This is a genomic window from Haloarcula halobia, from assembly GCF_029338255.1.
Lineage (GTDB): Archaea > Halobacteriota > Halobacteria > Halobacteriales > Haloarculaceae > Haloarcula > Haloarcula halobia.
On sequence record NZ_CP119787.1, the window covers coordinates 281,071 to 303,807 of the forward strand.

Annotated in this window: 24 protein-coding genes; 12 read left to right on the plus strand and 12 right to left on the minus strand. The window is 68.3% G+C overall.

From position 1 onward, the window contains the following. Positions 1-70 precede the first annotated feature (70 nt). Positions 71-2,050, minus strand: a complete 1,980-nt coding sequence (locus P1K88_RS01425; RefSeq protein ID WP_276411968.1) for a DUF460 domain-containing protein — start codon at positions 2,048-2,050, stop codon at positions 71-73. 114 nt (positions 2,051-2,164) lie between these two features. Between P1K88_RS01425 and P1K88_RS01430 the strand changes: the two genes are divergently transcribed. From P1K88_RS01430 to thsB, 3 genes are all read left to right on the plus strand, one after another. Continuing rightward, entirely contained in the window at positions 2,165-2,476 is a 312-nt protein-coding gene (locus P1K88_RS01430; protein WP_276411970.1) for a hypothetical protein, read from the plus strand. Positions 2,477-2,631: 155 nt separating this feature from the next. After that, positions 2,632-3,021 carry a DUF7383 domain-containing protein gene (locus tag P1K88_RS01435; protein WP_276411972.1) on the plus strand — a complete coding sequence of 130 codons (390 nt, stop codon included), beginning with the start codon at positions 2,632-2,634 and terminating at the stop codon, positions 3,019-3,021. A 175-nt stretch (positions 3,022-3,196) separates the two neighbouring features. Continuing rightward, positions 3,197-4,882, plus strand: coding sequence for a thermosome subunit beta (gene thsB, locus P1K88_RS01440; RefSeq protein WP_379786651.1), 1,686 nt, complete (start codon positions 3,197-3,199; stop codon positions 4,880-4,882). A 282-nt stretch (positions 4,883-5,164) separates the two neighbouring features. On the opposite strand, the gene P1K88_RS01445 is transcribed toward thsB, so the two are convergent. After that, positions 5,165-5,698 (minus strand): DUF1349 domain-containing protein, encoded by a 534-nt coding sequence (locus P1K88_RS01445; RefSeq protein WP_276411973.1) that lies wholly within the window; start codon positions 5,696-5,698, stop codon positions 5,165-5,167. 322 nt (positions 5,699-6,020) lie between these two features. Between P1K88_RS01445 and P1K88_RS01450 the strand changes: the two genes are divergently transcribed. Continuing rightward, positions 6,021-7,010: an AI-2E family transporter gene (locus P1K88_RS01450; protein WP_379786652.1), complete on the plus strand. Its 990-nt coding sequence runs from the start codon at positions 6,021-6,023 to the stop codon at positions 7,008-7,010. Positions 7,011-7,044: 34 nt separating this feature from the next. Here P1K88_RS01450 and P1K88_RS01455 read toward each other — a convergent pair whose 3' ends face one another. After that, positions 7,045-7,827 (minus strand): sulfurtransferase, encoded by a 783-nt coding sequence (locus P1K88_RS01455; RefSeq protein ID WP_276411975.1) that lies wholly within the window; start codon positions 7,825-7,827, stop codon positions 7,045-7,047. Between the two features lie 247 nt (positions 7,828-8,074). On the opposite strand from P1K88_RS01455, the gene P1K88_RS01460 reads away from it, so the two are divergent. From P1K88_RS01460 to P1K88_RS01475, 4 genes are all read left to right on the plus strand, one after another. Beyond that, a complete protein-coding gene (locus tag P1K88_RS01460; protein WP_276411976.1) occupies positions 8,075-8,929 on the plus strand; it encodes a sulfurtransferase in 855 nt (284 codons plus the stop codon). Positions 8,930-9,174: 245 nt separating this feature from the next. After that, on the plus strand, positions 9,175-9,459 hold the full coding sequence (locus P1K88_RS01465) for a WNWW family protein (RefSeq protein WP_276411977.1): 285 nt from the start codon (positions 9,175-9,177) through the stop codon (positions 9,457-9,459). 411 nt (positions 9,460-9,870) lie between these two features. Next, the gene (fba, locus tag P1K88_RS01470) at positions 9,871-10,863 is read left to right on the plus strand and encodes a class II fructose-bisphosphate aldolase (protein WP_276411979.1); all 993 of its coding nucleotides are present in this window, start codon (positions 9,871-9,873) and stop codon (positions 10,861-10,863) included. A 139-nt stretch (positions 10,864-11,002) separates the two neighbouring features. Next, the gene (locus P1K88_RS01475) at positions 11,003-12,235 is read left to right on the plus strand and encodes an MBL fold metallo-hydrolase (protein WP_276411980.1); all 1,233 of its coding nucleotides are present in this window, start codon (positions 11,003-11,005) and stop codon (positions 12,233-12,235) included. A 150-nt stretch (positions 12,236-12,385) separates the two neighbouring features. On the opposite strand, the gene P1K88_RS01480 is transcribed toward P1K88_RS01475, so the two are convergent. Together P1K88_RS01480 and P1K88_RS01485 are read right to left on the minus strand one after the other, a co-directional pair. Next, positions 12,386-12,550 carry a DUF6757 family protein gene (locus tag P1K88_RS01480; protein WP_276411981.1) on the minus strand — a complete coding sequence of 55 codons (165 nt, stop codon included), beginning with the start codon at positions 12,548-12,550 and terminating at the stop codon, positions 12,386-12,388. A gap of 54 nt (positions 12,551-12,604) precedes the next feature. Beyond that, positions 12,605-13,381 (minus strand): PHP domain-containing protein, encoded by a 777-nt coding sequence (locus tag P1K88_RS01485; protein ID WP_276411983.1) that lies wholly within the window; start codon positions 13,379-13,381, stop codon positions 12,605-12,607. Positions 13,382-13,597: 216 nt separating this feature from the next. On the opposite strand from P1K88_RS01485, the gene P1K88_RS01490 reads away from it, so the two are divergent. Further along, positions 13,598-13,885 carry a DUF5789 family protein gene (locus tag P1K88_RS01490; protein ID WP_276411985.1) on the plus strand — a complete coding sequence of 96 codons (288 nt, stop codon included), beginning with the start codon at positions 13,598-13,600 and terminating at the stop codon, positions 13,883-13,885. An 82-nt stretch (positions 13,886-13,967) separates the two neighbouring features. Here the strand turns inward: P1K88_RS01490 and P1K88_RS01495 are convergent, their stop codons facing one another. From P1K88_RS01495 to P1K88_RS01515, 5 genes are read right to left on the minus strand one after another with little or no spacing between them, the layout of a single operon-like run. After that, a complete protein-coding gene (locus P1K88_RS01495) occupies positions 13,968-14,378 on the minus strand; it encodes a DUF8057 family protein (protein WP_276411987.1) in 411 nt (136 codons plus the stop codon). A 5-nt stretch (positions 14,379-14,383) separates the two neighbouring features. After that, on the minus strand, positions 14,384-15,067 hold the full coding sequence (locus P1K88_RS01500; protein ID WP_276411989.1) for an RAD55 family ATPase: 684 nt from the start codon (positions 15,065-15,067) through the stop codon (positions 14,384-14,386). A gap of 60 nt (positions 15,068-15,127) precedes the next feature. Then, the gene (locus P1K88_RS01505) at positions 15,128-15,838 is read right to left on the minus strand and encodes an Nmad3 family putative nucleotide modification protein (RefSeq protein ID WP_276411990.1); all 711 of its coding nucleotides are present in this window, start codon (positions 15,836-15,838) and stop codon (positions 15,128-15,130) included. Positions 15,839-15,862: 24 nt separating this feature from the next. Continuing rightward, positions 15,863-16,099 carry a DUF7577 domain-containing protein gene (locus tag P1K88_RS01510; RefSeq protein ID WP_276411991.1) on the minus strand — a complete coding sequence of 79 codons (237 nt, stop codon included), beginning with the start codon at positions 16,097-16,099 and terminating at the stop codon, positions 15,863-15,865. Between the two features lie 51 nt (positions 16,100-16,150). Further along, on the minus strand, positions 16,151-17,053 hold the full coding sequence (locus tag P1K88_RS01515; protein ID WP_276411992.1) for an acyltransferase: 903 nt from the start codon (positions 17,051-17,053) through the stop codon (positions 16,151-16,153). 136 nt (positions 17,054-17,189) lie between these two features. Between P1K88_RS01515 and P1K88_RS01520 the strand changes: the two genes are divergently transcribed. Further along, complete coding sequence (locus tag P1K88_RS01520; RefSeq protein ID WP_276411993.1) at positions 17,190-18,221, plus strand: CPBP family intramembrane glutamic endopeptidase; 1,032 nt, start codon at positions 17,190-17,192, stop codon at positions 18,219-18,221. A gap of 25 nt (positions 18,222-18,246) precedes the next feature. Further along, positions 18,247-19,299: an aldo/keto reductase gene (locus P1K88_RS01525; RefSeq protein WP_276411995.1), complete on the plus strand. Its 1,053-nt coding sequence runs from the start codon at positions 18,247-18,249 to the stop codon at positions 19,297-19,299. A gap of 311 nt (positions 19,300-19,610) precedes the next feature. On the opposite strand, the gene P1K88_RS01530 is transcribed toward P1K88_RS01525, so the two are convergent. Further along, on the minus strand, positions 19,611-20,660 hold the full coding sequence (locus P1K88_RS01530; RefSeq protein WP_276411997.1) for a PAS domain-containing sensor histidine kinase: 1,050 nt from the start codon (positions 20,658-20,660) through the stop codon (positions 19,611-19,613). A gap of 53 nt (positions 20,661-20,713) precedes the next feature. Beyond that, the gene (radA, locus tag P1K88_RS01535; RefSeq protein WP_276411998.1) at positions 20,714-21,760 is read right to left on the minus strand and encodes a DNA repair and recombination protein RadA; all 1,047 of its coding nucleotides are present in this window, start codon (positions 21,758-21,760) and stop codon (positions 20,714-20,716) included. Positions 21,761-21,931: 171 nt separating this feature from the next. Here radA and hisA point away from each other — a divergent pair, with 171 nt between their 5' ends. Further along, positions 21,932-22,669, plus strand: coding sequence for a 1-(5-phosphoribosyl)-5-[(5-phosphoribosylamino)methylideneamino]imidazole-4-carboxamide isomerase (gene hisA, locus P1K88_RS01540; protein ID WP_276412000.1), 738 nt, complete (start codon positions 21,932-21,934; stop codon positions 22,667-22,669). The last annotated feature ends 68 nt before the right edge of the window (positions 22,670-22,737 follow it).

Consider the following 22,737-nt stretch of genomic DNA (forward strand, 5'->3'; position numbering starts at 1 on the left):
TGTCACCACGCGACTACAAGTAAGCACCGGCGGACGCCGACACCCGACCGGCCCACGCCACGCGTCGCAGTCAGTTCTCGCCGCTGGCCGGGCGGTCGGCGCGGTGTTCGCTGATTATCTGGTCGACCATCTCGGTCTTGCGCTCCTTCGTGCGCTCCTCGGCGCGGCGCTCCCAGTCGGCGACGGCCGCCTCGACCTCCCGCTCGCGGGCGATGGCCAGCTCGTCGACCTCCTGGACGGTGACCATCTCGGCGGGAGCGACGGGCACCTCGTTCTCGAAGAGCACCTCGTCGGCGGCGTCCGAGAGGTTCCCGTTGCGCAGGACGACGCGGGGGTCGACGTCGGCGAGGCGCCGCGCAGTCGAGCGTCCGGCACCCGAGGCGTCCCGGAGCAACACGATGTCGTCCCGGGCGAGGCCGAAGCGCTCGTCGGCGTCCTCGATGGCGTCGCGGGTGAACTGTGCGACGACCTTCACCGGGACCAGTCCCTCCTGTTGCTCGGAGACGTCGGCGAAGTTCGAGTGGTCGAGCTTCCACAGCGACTTCAGGCGCTCCAGTTTGTCCTCGAGCGCCTCGCGTTTGTCCTGCTCGTCCTCGACCTGCCGTTCGAGCGCCTCGTTGCGCCGCTGGAGGCGGGTGACCTCGCGGTCCTTGCGCACCTCCCGGCGGCCCTCGCTTCTGGCCTTCTCGAGTTGCGTTTCCTTCTCGGCGAGTGCCTCGTCCTTGCTCGCGATTGTCTCTCTGAGGTCCTCGACCTTCGACTCGAGGCGACGGGTGCGGGCCTCCAGGCGCTTTATCTTCTTCTCCTCGGCGGTCAGCTCGCGGGGCTGGTGTTCGGACTGCTCGGGTTCGGGCTCCTCGTCGCCCTCGAGGTCCCGCAGGACGCTCTCGACGGACTCCTCGCCGGCGACGACGCGGGCGACGACGCGTCCTACCTCGTGCTGGGGCGGGACCTTCTCGGCCACGCGGTCGAACTGGCTCTCGTGGGCGTCGAACGCACAGAGCGCGGCGGCCATCGCGTCCCGTTCGTGGTCGTTGTCGTAGGCCGCCTCGCGGGTGCGGTGTTTCTTCTCGTCGACCGGCAGGTCCCGCTCGGGTTCCCACCCGGCGGCACTGAACGATCGCCGCAGTTTCTCGACGGTCTCGGGCATCGGCGTCACGTCGGCGGCGACGACGACCGGCCGGCCGTGTTCGATGATCCACTCGGTGACCTCGGCCGTGTCGTTGGTCCGCGAGGAGTAGACGTCCAGGACGCTGCCGTCCAGGCCGACGACGGCGACGGCAGTGGTCGTCCCGGGGTCGACGCCGACGACGACGTGGTCGCGGCGCTTGGCCAGCGGGCGGAACTCGATGCCGTCCCGGCGCATCCGCTCGATCTCGATGCGGACGTCGCCCGAGCGCTCGGTCGAGACGGGGATGTCCTGCGGGCGCGCCTCGACGCGGAAGACGGCGTTCGAGAACCCGCCGTACTTCTCTGTCACGTCGCGCTCGTACTCCAGGCCGGCCCCGTCGAGCTCGGACTCGACCTCGCGGGCGCGCTTCTTCACGGAGCCGTGGATGCGCCGCGTGTAGCGGTCCTCGGACCACCCGCCCTTGCCGGTCGAGCGGCCCCGGGAGACTTTCACCTCGGTCGTGTCGGTGAACGCGGACACCTCCTGGCCGACGCTGGCGGCCGCGAGTCGGGCGGCGGCCTCGGCCTCCTCCATCGGGTCCTTGCCGTAGGGGACGCCGTGGCGTTTGGCCACCCGCGAGAGGGGTTCGGGCCGCTCGTCGCCGGTCACCTGCACCAGTTTCGTCCCGTCGGGGAGCGACCCGAGGAAGTGGATCAGCTGGTCCTTGTCGGCGGCCAGTTCGTACATGTTGTCCGTCGCGACGATGGCCGGTTCGTCGCTCTCTATCTGCCGTCGCAGTTTCCGTCGCGAGACGACGTCCCGCTCGACGTGCTCGCCGTCGAACGTCACCAGCGCGTAGGAGGGGGCGTCCCCGCGGACGTCACCGCTCTGGATGTCGACCCCGAAGACGACGGCGTCGAGCGCTGCCGTGCGGTTCACACCCACGATAGGGAATACGTGCTAATAAATCCGTTTCCGAACCGCCCCAGCGTCGCTGAAACCAGCGCTTGAGCGTGCGCCAGCCATTTTTTACCGGCGATCCCATCACCGCCGATGACAGCCTCACAGATCTCCGGCACCGTCGGGGACCGCCTCCGCTGGGCGCTCTCCGAGGCGGCCGTGCTCGCAGGCATCCTCGCCTTCTGGCTGGCCGTCGCCGTGGCCCTGACTGTCGGCCTCTCGGTCCTGGCCACAGTGGTGCGGGCACTCCGAATCGAACAGTTGCGCCCGGTGTACGAACTGGTCACCCGCGTCGAGTTGCTCTGGCCGGCTGTCTTCGCGCTCACTGTGGCGACGGCCGCGCTGTACGTCCTCGCCCGGGTCGGGACGCTACTGATCGCCCGGTTCCGTCGCGGCGAGTCCTGATAGTAATTGCTGTGACTGTGTACCGGCACGACCGCACGCAGTCGTGCGGTCGATGCCGAAATGACTCACAGCAGTCACTATGACTCGTCGCTGCCCGTCGCCGCCGCACCCCGTCGGGGGTCTCGTTTATGTATTCCCCGTCCGACACGTCGAGTATGTCCTGCCGTGCCAACTATGCGCGCTGTACGTTCCAGCAACATCTCGGCCCGTCGGCGGCCTCGCTCGACGTCCCCTGGGCAGAGTTCACCGGTGACGCGTCCGACGAGCGGACCTTCGAGGTGCCGACGGCCGACCCGCGCGACCCCTACGTCGAGATGCAGGTGTTCGACGTCGGCGACTACGGCCACGACATCCTGGTCAACGGGGCCGCACTCTCCGGGTTCGACATCGCGACAAGCGACCGGTGGCAGTACTGGATGGATACGCTCGCAGTCGATCACCTCGGGGCGGGCGAGAACACCCTCCAGTTCCGTCGGAACACCGACAGCGACGACGCGTTCGTCGTGGGCACTGTCATCGTCAACTGGCGCGAACCGGTCGAGTGAATATATAAAGACTCCCGCGGTCTGCCGCGGTAGCGTGCTACGCAGTACCACACGAACGCCGGTTATCCGTCGCAGTACGGTGGTTCTGCGCGCTCGCTGACGCCGGTCGGCCGTCCGGCCGTCCGGCCGTAACCCCTACATTTATATAGAACCACATGCAATCTCTCGACTGATTATGAGTCAGCGCCAGATGCAGGGCCAGCCGATGATCATCCTGGGCGAAGACGCCCAGCGGATGAAGGACAAGTCTGCACAGGAACACAACATCTCGGCCGCCCGTGCGGTCGCCGAGTCGGTCCGGTCGACGCTCGGACCGAAGGGTATGGACAAGATGCTCGTCTCCTCGCTTGGCGACGTAACCGTCACGAACGACGGCGTCACCATCCTCAGAGAGATGGACATCGACAACCCGACGGCCTCGATGATCGTCGAGGTCGCCGAGACACAGGAAGACGAGGCCGGTGACGGCACCACCTCCGCGGTCGCCATCGCCGGCGAGCTCCTGAAGAACGCCGAGGACCTCCTGGATCAGGACATCCACCCGTCGGCCATCATCAGCGGCTTCGACATGGCCGCCGCCGAGGCCAAGTCCGCGCTCGCCGAGATCGCCACCGACGTCGACCGCGACGACGAGGAGCTGCTGAAGAAGGTCGCCGAGACCTCGATGACGGGCAAGGGCGCCGAGCTCAACAAGGACCTGCTCGCCCAGCTCATCGTCGACGCGGTCCGTGCCGTCACCGTCGAGGCCGAGGACGGCAGCGTCGTCGCCGACCTCGAGTACCTCGACATCGAGACCCAGACCGGCCGCTCGGCCGGCAACTCCGAACTCCTGGAGGGCGCTGTCGTCGACAAGGACCCCGTCCACGAGGAGATGCCCACGGAGGTCGAGGACGCAAAGGTCCTCCTGATGGACACCGCCATCGAGCTCGACGACACCGAGGTCGACGCCCAGCTCTCCGTCGACAGCCCCGACCAGCTCCAGACCTTCCTCGACCAGGAGGAAAAGCAACTGCGCGAACTGGTCGAGAAGGTCGAGGCAACCGGCGCCAACGTCCTGCTCTGTCAGAAGAACATCGACGACATGGCCCAGCACTACCTCGCCCAGAAGGGTATCCTGGCTATCAAGCGTGCCAAGAAGTCCGACATCGAGTTCCTCAAGGAAGTGCTCGACGCCAGCGTCGTCTCCGACCTGGACACCGCCAGCGAGGACGACCTCGGCCACGGCACGGTCACCCGCGACGAGAAGCAGGGCCTGTTCTACATCGAGGGGACCGGCGATGACGCCCACGGCGTCACGCTCCTGCTCCGTGGCTCCACCGAGCACGTCGTCGACGAGCTCGAACGCGGCGTCGAGGACGCGATGGACGTCGTCACCTCCACCGTCGCCAACGGGCGGGTCCTCGGTGGCGGCGGCGCCCCCGAAATCGAGGTCGCCCGTCGCCTGCGTGACTACGCCGACTCCGTCGAGGGCCGCGAGCAGCTCGCCGTCGAGGCTTTCGCCGACGCGCTCGAGATCATCCCGCGCACCCTCGCCGAGAACGCGGGTCTGGACAGCATCGACACGCTCGTCGACCTGCGTGCGGCCCACGAGAGCGGCGAGGTCAGCGCCGGCCTGAACGTCTTCTCCGGCGAGGTCGAGGACACGCTCGAAACCGGCGTCGTCGAACCCGAACACGCCAAGCGCCAGGCCATCTCCTCGGCCGCCGAGGCCGCGAACCTGGTGCTCAAGATCGACGACATCATCGCCGCGGGCGACCTCTCGACCGAAGGCGACGAGGACGAAGGCGGCCCCGGCGGCGCGCCCGGCGGTATGGGCGGCGGCATGGGCGGTATGGGCGGCGGCATGGGCGGCATGATGTAGGAGACGAGCGGAGCGAAGTCTCCGAACTGCCGAGCGGGAGCGTAGCGACACGCGAGGTAAACCCACTTTTGCACCTCACTCGCGCCGCTTCGCGGCGCTCGTTCGGGCAAAAACCTGGGGAAAAATCGCGGCTTGCGCTCCCGTCGCGCGCCTCCGGCGCGCGGTAGTCGCTCGCCGCGGTTGAATCGGCGGCTTCGCCGCCGAATGCTTTCCCGTCTTGCCTTCCGCCGTCTCGCACCGCTCGTCAACTGACTTCTCTCCCCGCTTCGACACCGCGAGTCCCTACTGTTCGACGGTGAACTCCTCGAAGACCGCCTCGAAGCCGTCGCCCTGTGGCGCCGCGGCCATCAGTCCGACCTGTAGCGCGTCGGCGTCGCTCAGGTAGCCCTGGCGGATCATCGTGTAGTCGACGCCGTCGAGCGAGTAAGACACCTCGAGGGTCGCGCCGATTCGCTCGACGCGGACCCACACCGGCCCGGGGGCTTCCTCGAGAGGCAGGACAGACCAGTCCGAGTAGTCACGCGTGAGGACGGCGCTGGCCTGCTGGACGCCGTCGAGGACCTCGACGCCGCACTTCAGCCAGTGGGTCTCGCTCTCGCGGACCATCAGCCCCACCTGATCGTACTGGTCGTCGTAGTCGCCGGTCACCCGGACCGTCGCGGTGAAGTCGCCGTCGACCGCGCGGTAGTAGAAGGGCGCGTCGTCGGCGACGAAGTCGTGGCGCGTGACGCGCCAGCAGTCGGTGTCACCGGGGACGGTCAGTCGGACCTCGTCGTCGGTTGCCGCCCACGTCTCGGGTTCGTTGTACCACTGCATGGGCGTAGGTCACCCGGCCGAAGCAAGAACGCTGGGGTCGGTCCGGCGGTCCCTCGCTGCCGTTCAGTCCCACCAACACTGGCTGACCACCTGGCTGTGAGTGGACTGATAGTGACTGCTGTGAGTCATTTCGGTACCAACCGCACGACTACGTGCGGTCGTACCGGTAAACAGTCACAGCAATCACTATGAAAGGGGCGTTATCGGCGCGTCGCGCCCGACAGCAGCGGGGATTCCTAGGTGTTTACACCCGCGATCTCGCACCTAAACGCGAGGGTGAACGACCGGGAACGCTTTTCTCCCACCCGGGCAAACGTCGCCTGTGTCCGATTCCCGACGGCCCGTCCTGCTGGCGACGCTGCTCGCTGTCGCCTGCCTGCTGGCGATGGCGATGCTCTCGAGCGTGCTGGCGACCATCTTCTTCGCCATCACCGTCGCCTACGTCCTCTATCCGCTGTCGGGGTGGCTCGTCGACCTGGGCCTCTCGAAGCGACTCGCGGCCGCGGTGGCGACGGCCGTCGCCTTCGGTGCCGGGACGGCCATCGCCGTCCCGCTCGGTGCGGTGGTCTACCTCCGCCGGCGCGACCTCTTCGCGTTCTTCCGGCAGCTGCCCGACACCGTGACGCTAGAGGTCGGTGGGATGGTCTACGTCCTGGAGGTGGAGGCCGCGCTGGCCAGTGCCAGGGGAGCACTGACAGACGCCGCCGTCGCGCTCGCCGCCGAAGCCCCGGTGCTCGCGCTGAAGGCGGTCCTCTTTACCATCCTCGTCTACGCCATCCTCTGGCGGCCGACGGCGCCGCGCGAGGAGATTTTCCGGATGGTCCCCCCCGGGTACCACGACGTCTTGCACCGCCTCCACGAGCGGCTGCGCTCGACGCTGTACGCCATCTACGTCCTGCAGGCGGCCACGGCCTTCGGTACGTTCCTCGTTGCCTGGGTGTTCTTCGCGGTGCTCGGCCTGCCGGGCGCGTTCGCGCTGGCGGTGCTGGCAGGCATCCTCCAGTTCGTGCCCATCGTCGGCCCGAGCGTCGTCGTCGTGGCCATCGGCGTCGCCCAGGCCGTCGCCGGGGACGTCGTCGGTGCCGTCCTGGTCGTCGTCTTCGGCCTGATCGTCATCGGCTTCATGCCGGACGCGGTCATCCGCCCGCGTCTGGCGCGGTACACCACGGGGATGCCGACGAGCCTCTACTTCGTCGGGTTCGTCGGCGGGTTACTCTCGCTGGGCGCGATCGGGTTCATCGCCGGCCCGGTCATCATCGGCCTGCTGGTGGAGTTGCTCCACCTCGTGACCGACGAGCAGACGGCGAGCTAGCGGGAGTACGCCCGAACGCAGCGCGGCGGGCCGCTCACTCCTCGACGAGCGGGCGGTCCTGGGCCTCCCACTCGGTGAGGCTGCCCTCGTAGAACGCCACGTCCTCGAAGCCGAGGTGGCGGAGGACGACGTAGGTGTGACTGATTCGCCGGGCGGTGTTGCAGTAGAGGACGACGCGCGTCTCGGGGACGACGCCGACGGATTCGAGCACCGCGAGGGCGTCCTCGCGAGGGAGGACGCCGCGCGTCTCGTCGTCGACCAGGTCGCGCCAGTCGAGTACCACGGCCCCGGGGATGTGGCCCGCGTCGTACTCGGCCTCGTCGCGGGTGTCGACGAGCACGGCGTCGGGGTCGTCGACGGCCGCCGCGACGTCCTCGGCCCCGACCAGCGGCGTCTCGTCGGGTCGCTCGACGACGTACTCCGTCGGCTCGACGTCGGGCGCCTCGCCCGTGGTCTCGTTGGACTGCTGCCAGCTCGAGAAGTCGCCGTCGAGCAGGTGGAGGCGGTCCGGGTCGTGGCCCAGCAGCTCCGCCGTGACCAGAAAGCGCGCCGCGAAGACGCCGTGGTGGTCGTCGTAGGCCAGGATCTCGCTCTCGCGGTCGATACCGGCCGCAGAGAGGAGGGTTACCCAGTCCTCCGTCGTCGGTAACAGCCCCGCCGTACCCCCGTTGTCGGCCGCGCGGAACTCGTCGAACGGGACGTTCACCGCGCCCTCCAGGTGGCCGAGGCCCTCGTACTCCCAGGCGTCGCGGACGTCGACGACCCGGAGGTCCTCGAGGCGGTCCGCGACCCACTCGGCGGAGACGATGTCGGTCATTGCCCGCGTGTACCCGCTCGTCACGCTTGAAAACTGCCATCCCCGGCGGTCGAAGACCGTGGCAACATTCGCCCGTAGTTCTGCGTCACGGGGGCGCCGGCCACCCCTCGTCTGCGACTCCCCTGACATGTATTCTCATGGAACTGTCGGCCGTTCGAGGCAACATCTGCCGTCAGGGGGTACGAGTGGCCGAACCTGCCGAAAGTCGTAGTAATATATGGCCGGGAGACTAGTACTCGAGTGCATTATGACCGATTACGCTAACGACGTGCTCGTCTCGGCCGACTGGGTCAGCGAGCACCTGGACGAGTTCCAGAGCGACGACCCCGCCCACCGCCTGGTCGAGGTGGACGTCGACACGGAACTGTACGACGAGAGCCACGCGCCCGGCGCCGTCGGCTGGAACTGGGAGACGGACCTGCAGGACCAGACCACCCGCGACATCCTGACGAAGGCGGACTTCGAGGCCCTGCTGGGCGAGGCCGGCATCACCGAGGACTCCACCGTCGTCCTCTATGGCGACAACTCCAACTGGTTCGCCGCCTACACCTACTGGCAGTTCAAGTACTACGGCCACGACGACGTCAAGCTGCTCGACGGCGGCCGCGAGTACTGGGTCGAGAACGACTACGAGCTGACCGACGCGGTACCGGAGTTCCCCGCCCAGGAGTACACCGCTGCCGGGCCGCGCGAATCCATCCGCGCCTACCGCGAGGACGTCGAGAACGCCATCGAGCGCGGCGTCCCGCTGGTCGACGTCCGCTCGCCCGAGGAGTTCTCCGGCGAGATCCTCGCACCCCCCGGACTCCAGGAGACCGCCCAGCGCGGCGGCCACATCCCCGGCGCCCGTAACATCTCGTGGGCGGCCGTCACCAACGACGACGGCACGTTCAAGAGCTACGACGAGCTCGAGGAACTGTACGCCGAGGAGGGCATCGACGGCGAGTCGACGACCGTCGCCTACTGCCGCATCGGCGAGCGCTCCTCGGTCGCCTGGTTCGCGCTCCACGAGCTGCTGGGCTACGAGGACGCCATCAACTACGACGGGTCCTGGACCGAGTGGGGCAACCTGGTCGGCGCGCCCATCGAGAAGGGCAACTAGGCCGCCGAGCGTCGCGAGGGCTGACCGGCGGGACGACCTCGAATTGCAGGCGGGCAGTTGCCCGTGAGCGGTTTCGCGCGAGAGCGTAGGTAGCTTCTCGGGGAGCAGGGCGACTGCGCGGGCGGACTCGTCCTGTTTCCGCGCCGCGTGCGAGCACCCGAGTAGCCACGCCGTAGTCGTCTGCGTGCCACCGTCGTGACGCGCACCCGGGACACATTCAATACGGGGGCCGCCCAGACACGGACGTGGACCGGAGTGCACTCGAGCGCGAGCTCGAAGCGACGTTCGACGCCGACGGGGACGTGGTCACCGTCGTCGCCCGGCAGGCCCGTGACCTCGCGGACTCGGGCCGGTTCGACGCGGACTTCGACGCCGAGTTGACCGTCGCGGACGTCGTCGAGAACCTCGAGGACGCCCCCGAGGGGTACAGTCTGGCCGAGCGATGGAACTGGTGGCTCGGCGCACTGGAGGTCTCTCACGGGGGGTACACGGAGTTCGGCGTCCGCCAGGACCGCGGGCGGCGCTCCTGACGGGTGCGGGCGACTGAAAACCGGCCGTCGTCCCGGTCGACCGGGACCGACAGTGTCGACGCCAGCCGTTAGAATACCGAGAGTCGGTGCGACTCCCGAGCGTGTTCGAGAAGCGCCTCCGTCGTCTCGAACTGCTCACCACAAGAACACGTGTGATACGTAGTCGTCGGAGTCTGCTGGCGTGTCGCCATACAGAGTAATGTTCCTGCCGGAGTATAATAATTGTTTGTGGACGTTTGGTAGCAATACACAACCGACGTGCTACCGGGACACAACGTCGGGAGGCGCCGGTCGAGCGAGACGGACGCACGCGGCGCTGAAGCGGTGAGCGACGCGCCATCGGGGCCGCTCGTGGCGGTGCAAGAATGGCTTTATATCGGGTGCGGTCAAATCCCGACCCGGTGACAACAGATGCCATTCAAGGGCGGTTCTGAGCTCTCGGACGTGTACGACGTCGCGCTCGAGGAGGGCTTCGGCCTGGTCGCGAGCAACATCGCGGAACCGAACATCATGATGGGCCTGATGGAGGGGGCCTCGCGAGTCGAGTCCGACCTCCTGTTGCAGCTGAGCAACGGGGCCTGCACGTTCGCCGGCAACGGCGACCCAATCGCGGGCCTGCAGGCGATGGGCAACTACATCGACATCATCGCCGAACAGTACGACATCGGCGTCTTCCTGAACATGGACCACCAGACCGACCTGGAGACCATCCAGGCCCAGATCGACCTGGACATCCCCTCCTCGATCATGATCGACGCCTCCCACGAGCCCTTCGAGGAGAACGTCGCGACGAGCAAGGAGGTCGTCGAGATGACCGACGAGGCCGACAGCGACATCTTGGTCGAGGCGGAACTGGGTCAGATCAAGGGCGTCGAGGACGAGATCGAGTCCGAGGACGCCTTCTACACCGACCCCGAGCAGGCCGTCGAGTTCGTCGAGCGGACCGGCTGTGACCTGCTGGCCATCTCCGTGGGCACCCAGCACGGCGTCGCCAAGGGCAAGGACCTCGAACTCCGCCCGGACCTGGCACGCGACATCCGCGAGGCGCTGAACGACCACGGCCTGGACACGCCGCTGGTGCTACACGGCTCCTCGGGCGTCCAGGAAGACCAGCTCCAGCAGATGCTCCAGCACGGCATCTGCAAGGTCAACAAGGACACTCGCTACCAGTACGAGTACACCCGCACCGCCTTCGACCTCTACAACGAGTCCCCGACCGACATCGTCCCGCCGACGGACGTCGACGGCGACCGCGATACCTTCTTCAACGACGTCGACTGGTCGCCCAACAAGGACCGCTTCGACCCGCGGGTCGCCGGCCGGGAGATCCGCGAGCGCATCGCCGACGTCCACGTCGACCTGGCCGAGATGGCCGGCAGCGCCGGCCACAGCCGCTACGTGTAAAGGCCCGGAACCACTCGTCTGTTTCTGTCCGGTGTCGGCACGGTCGGTAGTCGTCGTCCGGACGCTGTGGCCCGTCCGACGACGCTGTTCCGGTGACGAACCGACGGAGGGAAACCCGCGCGGGCGATACGGTGGGGTGATGGACGTCCAGTTCCTCGGCGGGGCCGATGAGATCGGGCGCAGCGCCGTCCTCGTCGACGACCGGTTGCTGCTGGACTACGGGATGGCGAGCGAATCGCCACCCCAGTACCCCGTCGGGGACGTCGACCCCGAGGCGGTCGTGGTCAGCCACGGCCACCTCGACCACGCCGGGGCCGTGCCGGCGCTGATGGGCGCGGGCGACCTGCCGCCGGTCCACTGGACGCCCCCGACGCGCGACCTGGCGGTGACGCTCGCAGAAGACACGCTGAAGCTCCACGGGTCGACGCCGCGCTGTCCGTTCACCGACACCGACGTGCGCCGGGTCACGCAGGCCTCGCGGACCCACAGCTACGGCGAGACGTTTTCGGCCGCCGGCTACGAGGTGACGCTGTACAACGCCGGTCACATCCCCGGAAGCGCCCACGTCCTCGTCGACGATGGGGCGACGCGACTCCTCTATACGGGGGACTTCCACACCGGCCGCCAGCGCCTCGTCGAGGCGACGACGGCCCGGCCCGAGGCCGACGCGGTCGTCTGCGAGTCGACGTACTCTGACGTGACCCACGAGGCCCGCGACGCCGTCGAGCGCGGGTTCGTCGAGAGCCTTCGACAGACCGTCTGGCAGGGCGGGACCGTCGTCGTCCCCGCCTTCGCCATCGGCCGCACGCAGGAGGTCATGCTCGTCTGTGCCGCCAACGACGTGGACTGCTACGTCGACGGGATGGGCCAGCGCGTGACCGACCAGCTGCTCTGCCACCCCGAGTTCCTCCGTGACGCCGAGGCGCTGCGGGGGGCCCGCGCCAGCGCGCGGTACGTCGACGGCCGCGACGGCCAGCGGCGACGCATCGCCGAACAGAACGCGGTCATCGTCACGACGTCGGGGATGCTCTCGGGCGGCCCGGCGATGACCTACGTGCCCGCCATCCGCGGGCACCCGACGAACAAAGTCGCGCTGACGGGCTACCAGGTGGATGGCACGCCCGGCCGGGAACTGCTGGAGACCGGCAGCGCCGAGTTCGACGGGCGGATGCTGTCGGTGAGCGCCCGGGTCGAACTCCACGAGTTCTCCGCGCACGCCGACCGCGAGGGACTCGCCGACTTCCTCGAGCCCTACCGGGACAGCACGGTCCTGGTCACCCACGGCGACCGCTGTGACGTGTTCGCGGCGGCCCTGCGCGAGGACGGCTACGACGCCGACGCGCCGGAACTGGGCGAGACCGTCGCCCTCTGAGGGCGTCGACAGGGGCGCACCTCGGCGTCGGCCGTCGCCGGGAGACGGGGCGCGTGGGGTCACGCGGGGCGGCGGTCACACGGCTCGGCGGGGAGCGTCGGGAGACGGACACAGAGCAGGCGGGGAAACGACGGGGACGAGTCGGGGCGACTACTCTCGACGGTCGATGTCGAGCTGCTCGTCGAGCTCCTCGATCCAGTCGGCGTCCTCGAGTTCGGCCATCTGCTCGCGGAAGTGCTCCGTGCAGACGCCGACCTTCACTCCGTCCTTCTCGACGGCGACGTCGGCTTCACGATCGCAGTAGTGACACTGCATACCTCCAGGTAGCGTCCGGCAGACATTGAACCCTCTGATTCCGGCTGCCGAGCGTCAGACGCCGAGGGCCGCGCGGACTCGCTTCCAGGCCCGCTCGTCGAGACCGGTCTCGCCGACGGACTCGCCGTGGGCGTCGCTCCCGCCGGTCGGGAGCAGGTCGTCGTCCTCGATGGCCGCATCGAGTGCGGCGTCGTCGACGGGCCGGCCGTAGGGGTACCAGTACTCGACGGCGTCCAGCGTGCGACAGCGGGCCAGCGCGGCCTCGGGGTCGGGGTACCGGAAGGGGTGGGCGAGCGCGACGAGGCCACAGGCGTCGGCGAGCAGGTCCCGGCCCCGCTCGAAGGAAGGGACCTGGCGGGCGACGTAACAGGGACAGTCGTCACCGATGAGATCGTCGAACGCGCTCTGGACGGTGTAGTCCGTGGCGTCGGCGATGGCTCGGGCGACGTGTGGTCGGCCCAGTCCGTCGCGCGGTTCGACGTCGAGCGTGACGCCGAGACGGTCCTCGACGCAGTCGATGATGCGCCGGCCCCGCTCGCGACGATCGCGCTGGATGCGGGCACACTCGGCCTCGAGTGCGTCGGTCGGGTCGACCCCGTACCCGAGCAGGTCCAGACGCTGGTCGCCGGCGTCGACCCGCAGTTCGATCCCGTGGACGACGGTCAGCCCGTCGTGGGTCGTCACCGGGCTGTCGAGGTCAGGGTGGATGCGGTCGTGGTCGGTGACGGCGACCACGTCGACGTCCGCCGCCACCGCGGCGGCCGGGAGCGTCTCCAGGGTCAGCGTCCCGTCCGAGCGCGTCGTGTGCACGTGCAAGTCGGCGACGACCATACCGCCGACAGGACCGCCGGAAGCGAAGAATCTTGGGGTCGCGGGCCGGACGTCGCTGGCCGGGACCGGTCAGCGAGGCAGCTGCCCCACGGGTCAGTAATCCAGTTGACACATCCCTGTGGGCGTGGGATTCCGTACCGTGGTCCTTAAACACATTGTACAACTCATAACAATAGATGGTGAAGGTTTATTATCGACCATTAACTTTCTCCCCCCATGAGGCTACTGACAGAGGTTCAGACCGCGTTCGAGGCACACACCTACCCGATGACGACCGAGGAGCTCATCGAGGCCGACGGCGACATGGTCCTGGAGCTGCCAAACGGGACCGAGACGCTGGCCGACGCGCTCGACCGGTCGGGCCCCGAGACGTTCGAGACGGCCGAGGACGCGATGCTGACGGCCTGCTCTGGGATGTCCGACAAGGCGATCGGCCGCGTCGGCTACTCCGACCGCGACCCGGTCGCGATGGGCGAGGACGGTCCCGAACAGGTCTCGTTCTGAGCGACCCGGCGCCGGGGACACCCGGCAGTACGACTCGTTTCTTTCGACGGCTACTCCGTGAGCGGCGCGTCCGTGCCGACCGCTACCGGTCCAGGAAGTCCGGCCGCGAGGTCGCCTCGGTGCTGTCGACGTCCTGTCTGTCGAGCAGTTCCGTCGGTTCGAGCGCCTTCGGGAGGCGGTCGCGGCCGCCGGTCGGGACGTCGTCTGGGTCGACGTAGGTCGTCTCGCCCTCGACGAGCTCGTTCCAGACGGCCTCCTTGTCGGCGTCGTCGGCCGTCGCGGCCTCCTTGGCCTCGTTTCGCCCCTCGTCGTAGGCGAGTTCGACCATGCTGCGGTGGTACGCCGAGTCCATCTCCCGGTAGATGGCCTCCAGTTCCTCGCGGTTGTACTCGCCGAAGCGTTCGGCGACGCCGATGGCGTAGGCCCGGTCCGTCGCCTCGTCCTTCTCGAGCGTGGCCCACCCCGTGTCGTACTTTCGCTCGTAGAGACTCATCTTGACTACGTCTGGACCTTCTCGTCGATGACGTTCAGGCCGTGATCGGTGAACTCTATCTTGCGGATGTCACAGTCGATGGCGGTCCCGCGCATCTTGATGACCTGGACGCCCCGCGTCATGCTCCCCTTCTCCAGGAAGTTGTGGAAGAAGATGACGCCGTGAGCGAGGTAGTGCTCGTCGCTGTACGAGGAGGGGTCGGTCATCTCGGAGATGAGCAGCGTCGTCGCCTCGGTCTGTTTCAGCGCCGAGAGGAAGCCCGTGATCTCGCTGTCGACGTCCTGCATGAAGTGCTGGAGGAGCATCGTCGAGTCGATGACGACCCGCTGGATGTCGTTTTGTTCGATGAACGCGACCAGGCGGTTCGTCAGGCCGCCGTCGGTGCCAAACTGCGTGATGGTCCGCTTCCCGGACTCGGTGACGAGGTTGAGAAACTGGATGGCGTCGGACTGCATCGCCCGGTCGAAACCGAAGTCGTAACCGGCCATGTCCTGCATCAGCTCCGCCTTGGTCTCGTGCATCGTGACGTAGAGACAGGACTCACCCTCTTTGGCTCCCTGGGTGATGAACTGCGAGGAGAAGGTGGTCTTCCCGCTGCCGGGCGGTCCGCTGACGACGTAGAGACGGTTAGAGAGGAGGCCACCTTCGACGAGAGTATCGAATCCGGGGACGCCGGTCGAGAGACGCATACCACCAGCCTGTGCGCGTCTGGACATATGCTTTCGTACTCGGTTTTCAGCCCTGATAACTCATTTTGACTGGTCGATTACAGGAGCGGCGTCGACGGCCGCCAGCAGGCGCCCGGTCCCCGCCTCGTCGAACCGGAGCGGGCGCCGCCACCAGGGCCCCTTCCCCGAATCGGCCGAACAGTCGGTGACCAGCCAGTTGGCCTCGGTCCCGGCGGCGGGCGTCGACAGCGGGACGGCCGCGTCGTAGAGCCGCGAGTCCTCGGGGTCGCCGAGGACGAGCACGCGGGCGTCGAAGGGGTCGCGCCTGACGTGGGCGTTGGAGGCAAAGACCGCCCGCTCGTCGGGCGGGAGGTCGGCGTAGGCCTCGCCGGTCACCGGCGGCCGGGCCAGGCGGAAGTGGCCGATGCAGAAGGCGCCCCACTCGGGCGGTGCCCAGTCGGGCGGGTCGGCGGGCGTCGACAGCGTCGCGTAGAAGACGAGGTAGTCGCCGGTCGAGAGCGACGCGATGGGGCCGGCCTTCACCCCGTGTTCGTCGCCGTACGTGTAGCGCTCTCCGCCGACCTCGGGGAACTCCGGGTCGAAGTGGACGGGCCGGTCGGCGACGTCGCGGACGTCCGTCGCCAGGTCGAGGTCGGCGTAGGTCGGCACCGCCTCGCTCGTGGGCTTCGACTCGGGGATGGGGACGTACTCGAACGACCCGTCGGGGTAGAGGGGGCCCCGAAAGCCCGGTTCGTTGGTGTTGGCGCCGACGTTGATAGCCAGACTGCGCATGCGTGAGGTAGTGGCGGCGGGGCGTTACTCGAGTGGTTCGACGCAGGTCCGACAGTATCGGACGGTCCGGTGGGCCTCGTTGTGTGACCCGCAGTGGCGACACTCGACCACCGGCGGGCCCGACGCGGGAGTGTCGCCCGTCACACTGGCGCCCCGGCTACTGCCCGGCGTCGGTTCGCGACGGCCGAAGTGGCGATAGAGCAGGACCTGCAGGAGTCCGAACCCGACGAGGGAGACGAGGAGCCAGCCAAGGGGCTGCATGGGACGGTGTTGCGACCGGGGGTACTTCGGTGTTGCTCCCCGGGACCGGGGCTACCGGTCGGGCGGCGAGCGGTCGCGCTGGAACTCGTCGAACCGGTTGAGGCCGTCGGGCACGTCGTACGGAATCTGGCGCTCGGCGCGGCGGTCGACGTTCGCGCCCTCGAGCGGGTCGGCGACGGACTCCCAGCCGTCCTTGACGGCGATGGACTTCGCGGGCGTGCCCGCGGCGATGTGGTGGGCGGGGATGTCCGAGCCCGCGATCGACTTGGCCGCGAGGACGGCGTTCTCGCCGACGCGGACGCCGGCCCGGACCATCGAGTCGTAGGTCAGACGGACGTCGTCCTCGACGATCGTGTGGTAGTTGTCCACCTGGGTCTGGTCGACGACGTCGTGGTCGTGGCTGTAGACGTGAGCGTCGTCGGAGATGGAGACGCGGTCCCCGATGGTCAGTTTCCCCCGGTCGTCCAGGTGGACGTCGTCGTGGACGACGACGTTGTCGCCGATCTCGATGTTGTGGCCGTAGGTGAAGCTGATGTTCTTGAAAAAGCGGCAGTCGTCCCCGCAGTCCGCAAAGAGGTGCTCGGCGAGCATCTGCCGGAAGCGCAGGGCGAACTCGACGTTGTCGGCCATCGGCGTGGCGTCGAACTGTCGCCAGAGCCACTGGAGGTGTTTGGAGTGTTTGAACTGCTCTTCGTCTTTCTCGGCGTAGTACTCGCTCTCTAGGGTCGTGTTGCACGGGTCGTAGCCCTGCAGGCGGACCCGCTCGGCCGGCGAGACGTCGCCGCCGGCCTGCCAGCGCTCGTATGCCCCCCGGTCCCCGTGGAGGTCCACGAGCACGTCGGTCACCACGTCGCAGGTCTCTTCGGGACCCGACAGGCGTTCGTCGACCTCGTCGATGAACGTCTGGAGGCCCTCCTCGGCCATCGGTGGGAGCGACACGTGGCGTTTGGTCATGTCCCGTACCTGGAATCCAGGGCAGATAGTGGTTTCCGTTACCGTTGCGATACCCGGTTACGCCGCCGCCACGACAGGCCGTGCCACGGGGCCCCTGTGGCGTGCCTGTTAAGACGCCGCCGGGTGAGTCCCCGCTATGGTCAGGTCGGATTTCATCATGGAGATTCGGGGGTACATGGTCAACCCGGCCGAGCGGCGGCTGCGCTCGCCGTGGCGCGTGACCATCTGGGTCTTCGTCGCCGGGTTCCTGACCATCGTCTTCGCCGGCCTCGCCGGCGCGGTGCTCCCGGCGGGGAGCGGGACCGGCATCGGGGCCGTCCTGCGCAACGCCGCCCGGACGACCTGGGTCTGGGTGGCCGCGCTTGGCAGTGGCCTGGGCGTGGGCTACCTGCTCGACCGGCGCCACCTCGAGGACTTCGGCCTGCAGCTCGACCGCCAGTGGTGGCGCGACGCCGCCTTCGGCCTCGCGCTTGGCGTCGCGCTCCCGACGGTCGTCCTGGTCGTCGAGCTCGCGGCCGGCCTGGTGACGATCACCGACGTGCTCGTGACCAGTCCGGGTGGCCCCATCGGGTTCGGCACGACCGGGGCCCTGACCCGCCTGGCCCTGCTGGCCGTGTTCTTCCTCGTCCAGGCCACCACCGAGGAGGTGCTCGTCCGGGGCTACCTGCTGACCAACGCCGCCGAGGGGTTCTCTGGGCCCTTCGGGAAGTGGCGGTCGACCGTCGCTGCGACGGTGCTGACAGGCGCCCTCTTTGGCATCCTGCACGCGACCAACCCCAGCGCGTCGCTGCTCAGCGTCACCAACATCACGCTCTACGGCGTCCTGCTGGGGGCCTGCTACGTCCTCACCGGCCGTCTGGGGATCGCCACGGGGTTCCACGTCGCCTGGAACTACACCCTCGGCCTCTATGACTTCCCGGTCAGCGGCATCTCGACGGGCGCGGCGCTCATCGGCACCGAGACCACCCGCCTCCCACTGGTGACCGGCGGCTCGTTCGGTCCGGAGGGCGGCCTCGTCGCCCTCCCGCTGCTCGCGGTCGGCGTCGCCGCACTCGGCTGGTGGGTCCGCCGCGAGTACGGGTCCGTCGAAGTTCTTGAGTCCGTCGCGACGCCGAGGCTGCGCCACGCCGTGCGCTCTATCGACTGGCCGAAGAACCAAGATGGCTAAGTGCGCAGCGCCGTAACTGGGTCACATGAATTACCGCACACTCGGGGACTCCGGTATCGAGGTCTCGGAAGTCGGCTTCGGGGCCTGGGTCGTCGGCACCGACTGGTGGGGCGACCGCACGCGCGAGGACGCTGTCGAGATGGTCGAACACGCGCTCGAACAGGGCGTGACCTTCTTCGACACCGGCGACGTCTACGGCCACGGCGACAGCGAGGAGATCATCGGCGAGGCGCTTTCCGACCGCCGCGAGGAGGTCACCGTCTCGACGAAAGTGGGGTACGACTTCTACAACAACCCCCAGGCGGGCCACGGCGAGCTCCCCAAGAAGGTCACCCCCGACTGGATAGAGACGGCACTGGACCGCTCGCTCTCCCGCCTGGAGATGGATCACGTCGACCTCCTGATGCTCCACAACGCCAACGTCGACGAGGTCGACGCGGACGTCCTGGCGACGCTCGACGACCTGCGCGATGCCGGGAAAGTCGACGCCGTCGGCTGGGCGCTCGGGCCGTCTATCGGCTGGCTGGCCGAGGGCGACGCCGCCGTCGCAGAGGAGTTCGACGTGATCCAGACCGTCTTCAACCTCTTCGAACAGACCCCCGGCCAGCACTTCCTCGACACCATCCGCGAACAGGACGCCGACACCTCGCTCGTCGCTCGCGTGCCCCACTCCTCGGGCCTGCTGAACGAGCAGGTCACCCCCGACACCGAGCTGGGCAAGGGCGACCACCGCGCTCACCGGCCGACCGAGTGGTACGAGACCGGGTGGGAGAAGGTGGAGTCGATCCGATTCCTCGAACGCGACGGCGAGCGCACGCTGGGCCAGGCCGCCATCCAGTGGCTGCTGTACCACGACGAGATGGCCTCCGTGACGCCGACGTTCCGGACGACCGACGACATCGACGAGTGGGCGGCGGCCAGCGACAGGCCGCCGCTCAGCGACGAGGAGTACCAGCGCGTCCAGGACCTATATGCCGACAACTTCGGCGTCGACCGCGACGACGGCATGGACGCCCTCCGCTCGTCGGTGGGCGGCGCGGACCTCGAGGGGACCGGCATGAAATCCGCCGGCGACTAGACGGGCGACGGGACGCCGGGGGCGACCCGGCAGGTCGTGCCGGACGTGCAAGGATCTGGCGACGAGCAGACGGGGCCGCGATGGAACGACGTTCGGCACACCGTGACGGAGTGCTCGCTCGGAACCCCTTCGTTTCGCGAGGAGATGCCGCCCCGTCTTGCGGTTCGGTACCACCCAGACCACTTTCACTCCGGTGCGTCAGACGGCCGACAGACGCCGGACGGCGGGCCGGTGGACTCCAACCGGGGGGTCCGACGGAAGTCGCCCGGCCAACGGGCGCGTGGGACAGGTGCGCCGGCCGATGCGCGCGGCTACTCGGCCAGGGTCACGCCGGTGACGACGAACATCGCGCCGCCGTCCGGTGCCGCCGACGCCTCGACGGCCCACCCGTGTGCGTCGGCGATGCGCTCGACGATGGGCAGGCCGAGGCCGGTGCCGCCGTCGTCCCTGTTGGTCGAGTAGCCCGGTTCGAAAACCTGCTCGAGCTTCTCCTCGGGGATGCCCTGCCCGTCGTCTGCGACCACGAACCCGTCCTCGAGCGGTTCGACGGTCACCGTCAGGTCGCCGTCGCCCACCGCGCCGTGTTCGACGGCGTTGCGAAAGAGGTTCTCGAACAGCTGGGCCAGGAGGCTGGCGTCCGCCCGGACTGGGGCGGTGCCGGCCACCGAGAGCGACGCGCCGGCGGTCGAGACCTGGTCCCAGGCGTCCCGGGCGGTCGATGCGAGGTCCACCTCGTCGACGTCCGTGACCTCCGTGCCCCGCGCGAGCAAGAGCGCGTCGTCGATGATGGCGTTCATCCGCTGGAGGGACTCGAGAATCTGGGTGTCGTGGTCCTCCTCGGGGGCCTCGCCGTCCACGACCATCTCGGCGTGGGCCAGCGCCACCGACAGCGGGTTCCGGAGGTCGTGACTGAGAATCCCGGCGACCTGTTCCAGCTGGTCGTTTCGCTCGCTGACGCTCTGTTCGGCCAGGTGGCGCTCGGTGACGTCTGTGTGGACGACGAGGACCAGCGACTCGCCGGCCAGTTCGAACGGGGTCACGCGCACGGTGAACCAGCGTTGTGCCTCTGACGTGTGACACGGGTACTCCAGAGAGAACTCGTCGGTCTCACCGGCGATGACCGACTCGATACCGTCGGCGATCGTCTGCGACCGATCGCCCAGCGAGTCGTGACAGACCGTCAGGTAGTTCTGCCCGACCATGTCGACGTCGCCCTCGATGCCGTTCTCGAAGCCGAAGGAGTCCCACGTGTGATTCGTCAGGCGGATGACCCCGTCGGTATCGAGGACGGCGACCTGGTCGGGGAGTTCGTCGAACGCCGCCTCGGCGAGGCGAATCCTGTCGGTCGGTCGGTCGCTCACTTGGACACCGTTAGGAGTCAGAGACCAAAAGTGACCCGTGTCGGTGAGGGGGCCTACTCGTCCATCAGGCCGCCTTCCTCGACGCGCATGACGGCCTCGCCGTCGGGGAGGTTGGGCGCGTCGACGAGCTTGACGATGCGCTTGTTGCCCTTGGACTTGCGGAGGTACATCCGGAACGTGGAGGTGTGACCCAGGATGTTGCCGCCGATGGGCTGGGTCGGGTCCCCGAAGAACGAGTCGGGGTTCGAGGCGACCTGGTTCGTGACGACGACGGCGGTGTTGTTCAGGTCGCCCACGCGCATCAGGTCGTGGAGGTGCTTGTTGAGCTTTTGCTGGCGGTCGGCCAGTTCGCCCCGGCCGACATACTCGGCGCGGAAGTGGGCGGTCAGCGAGTCCACCGCGAGCAGGCGCACCGGGAACTCGTCGTCCTGGGTCCCGCTGGCGATCTCCTGGGACTTCTCGGCAAGCAGTATCTGGTGGTTGGAGTTGAACGCCTTCGCGACGTGGATCTTGTCGAGCATCGACTGGACGAGGTCGTCGAAGAGTCCGTCGTCGGTGGCGTCGGCCTCGCCGTCCTCGGCGACGCCGTGGAGGACCATCGTGTCCTCCATGACCTCGTCGTCGAGGCCGCGGACCATCTGCTCGATGCGTTCGGGGCGGAACGTGTCCTCGGAGTCGATGAAGATGGCGCTGCCCTCGAGGCCGCCGTGTTCGGCCGGAATCTGGACGTTGACCGCGAGCTGGTGGGTCACCTGGGACTTGCCGGCCCCGAACTCGCCGTACACCTCGGTGATAGACTGGGTCTCGACGCCGCCGCCGAGCAGGTCGTCCACCTCGTCGATGCCCCAGGAGAGCTTGCCGATCTGTTCGCGGCGCTCGAGCACGGTCGACCCCGTCTCGAAGCCGCCGATGTCGGCTGCCTCGCGGGCGGCGTTGATGATGTCGGCGGCCGACGACTCGCCGATGTCGGCCGTGTTCGACAGCTCGCCGGGCGAGGCGACTGCGATCCCCTGGTAGGAGTCGAACCCGTTTTCTTTGAGCTTCTCTGCTGTCGCCGGACCGACGCCCGGCAGGTCTTCGAGGTCCTCGCTTGCGGACATGGACGTGGCTTGTGCGTCCGGGGTGATAAAGGCTCGTTAACAGGAAGGTGAAAGTGAAAGTGCCCGAGTGCGGACTGACCGGGCCGACGTGGACCACGGCATTGAAAGGCGATGGGCGCGCCGGGACGCGAGACCGACACGCTTTCGACGCGTCCGGCCCGACGGTGGCGCATGTTCCCCGAGTTCGAGGTGGTCCCCGCCGTCGACATGCAGGACGGGCAGGTCGTCCAGCTGGTCGGTGGCGAGCGTGGCACCGGGAAGACGTACGGCGACCCCGTCGAGGCGGCGCGCCGGTGGGTCCAGGCGGGCGCGCGGACGCTGCACCTGGTGGACCTCGACGGCGCGTTCGCGGGCGAGCGACGGAACGCCGCGGCGATAGACGCCGTCATCGACGCCGTCGGGGCCGACGTCGACGTGCAACTGGGCGGCGGCATCCGCACCGTCGCGGACGCCGTCTCGCTGCTGGACCGCGGCGTCGACCGGGTCATCCTCGGGACGGCGGCCGTCGAGAACCCCGACATCGTCGCCGACATCAGCGCCGACCACCCCGGGAGCGTCCTGGTGAGTCTCGACGCGAAAGCCGGCGAAGTCGTCGTCTCGGGGTGGACGGAGGGGACCGGCCTGGACCCCGCCGAGGCCGCCGCGCGGTACGCTGACCTCGGCGCCGGCGGCATCCTCTTTACCGACGTCGACGTGGAGGGCCAGCTCGAGGGGGTCCGGACCGACCCGGTCAGGCGGGTCGTCGAGGCAGTCGAGGTCCCGGTGATCGCCAGCGGGGGCGTGGCCACCGTCGACGACGTCCTGGCGCTCGCGGACACCGGGGCCGCCGCAGTGGTCGTCGGCAGCGCGCTCTACGAGGGGGCGTTCACGCTCGAGGCCGCGAACGAAGCTGTCGAAAGCGCGCGATAGCGGCCCCTAGAGCGGCCAATATGACGGGGTTCGTGAAGTAATACATAGAGTTATCCCGCCGACTATCG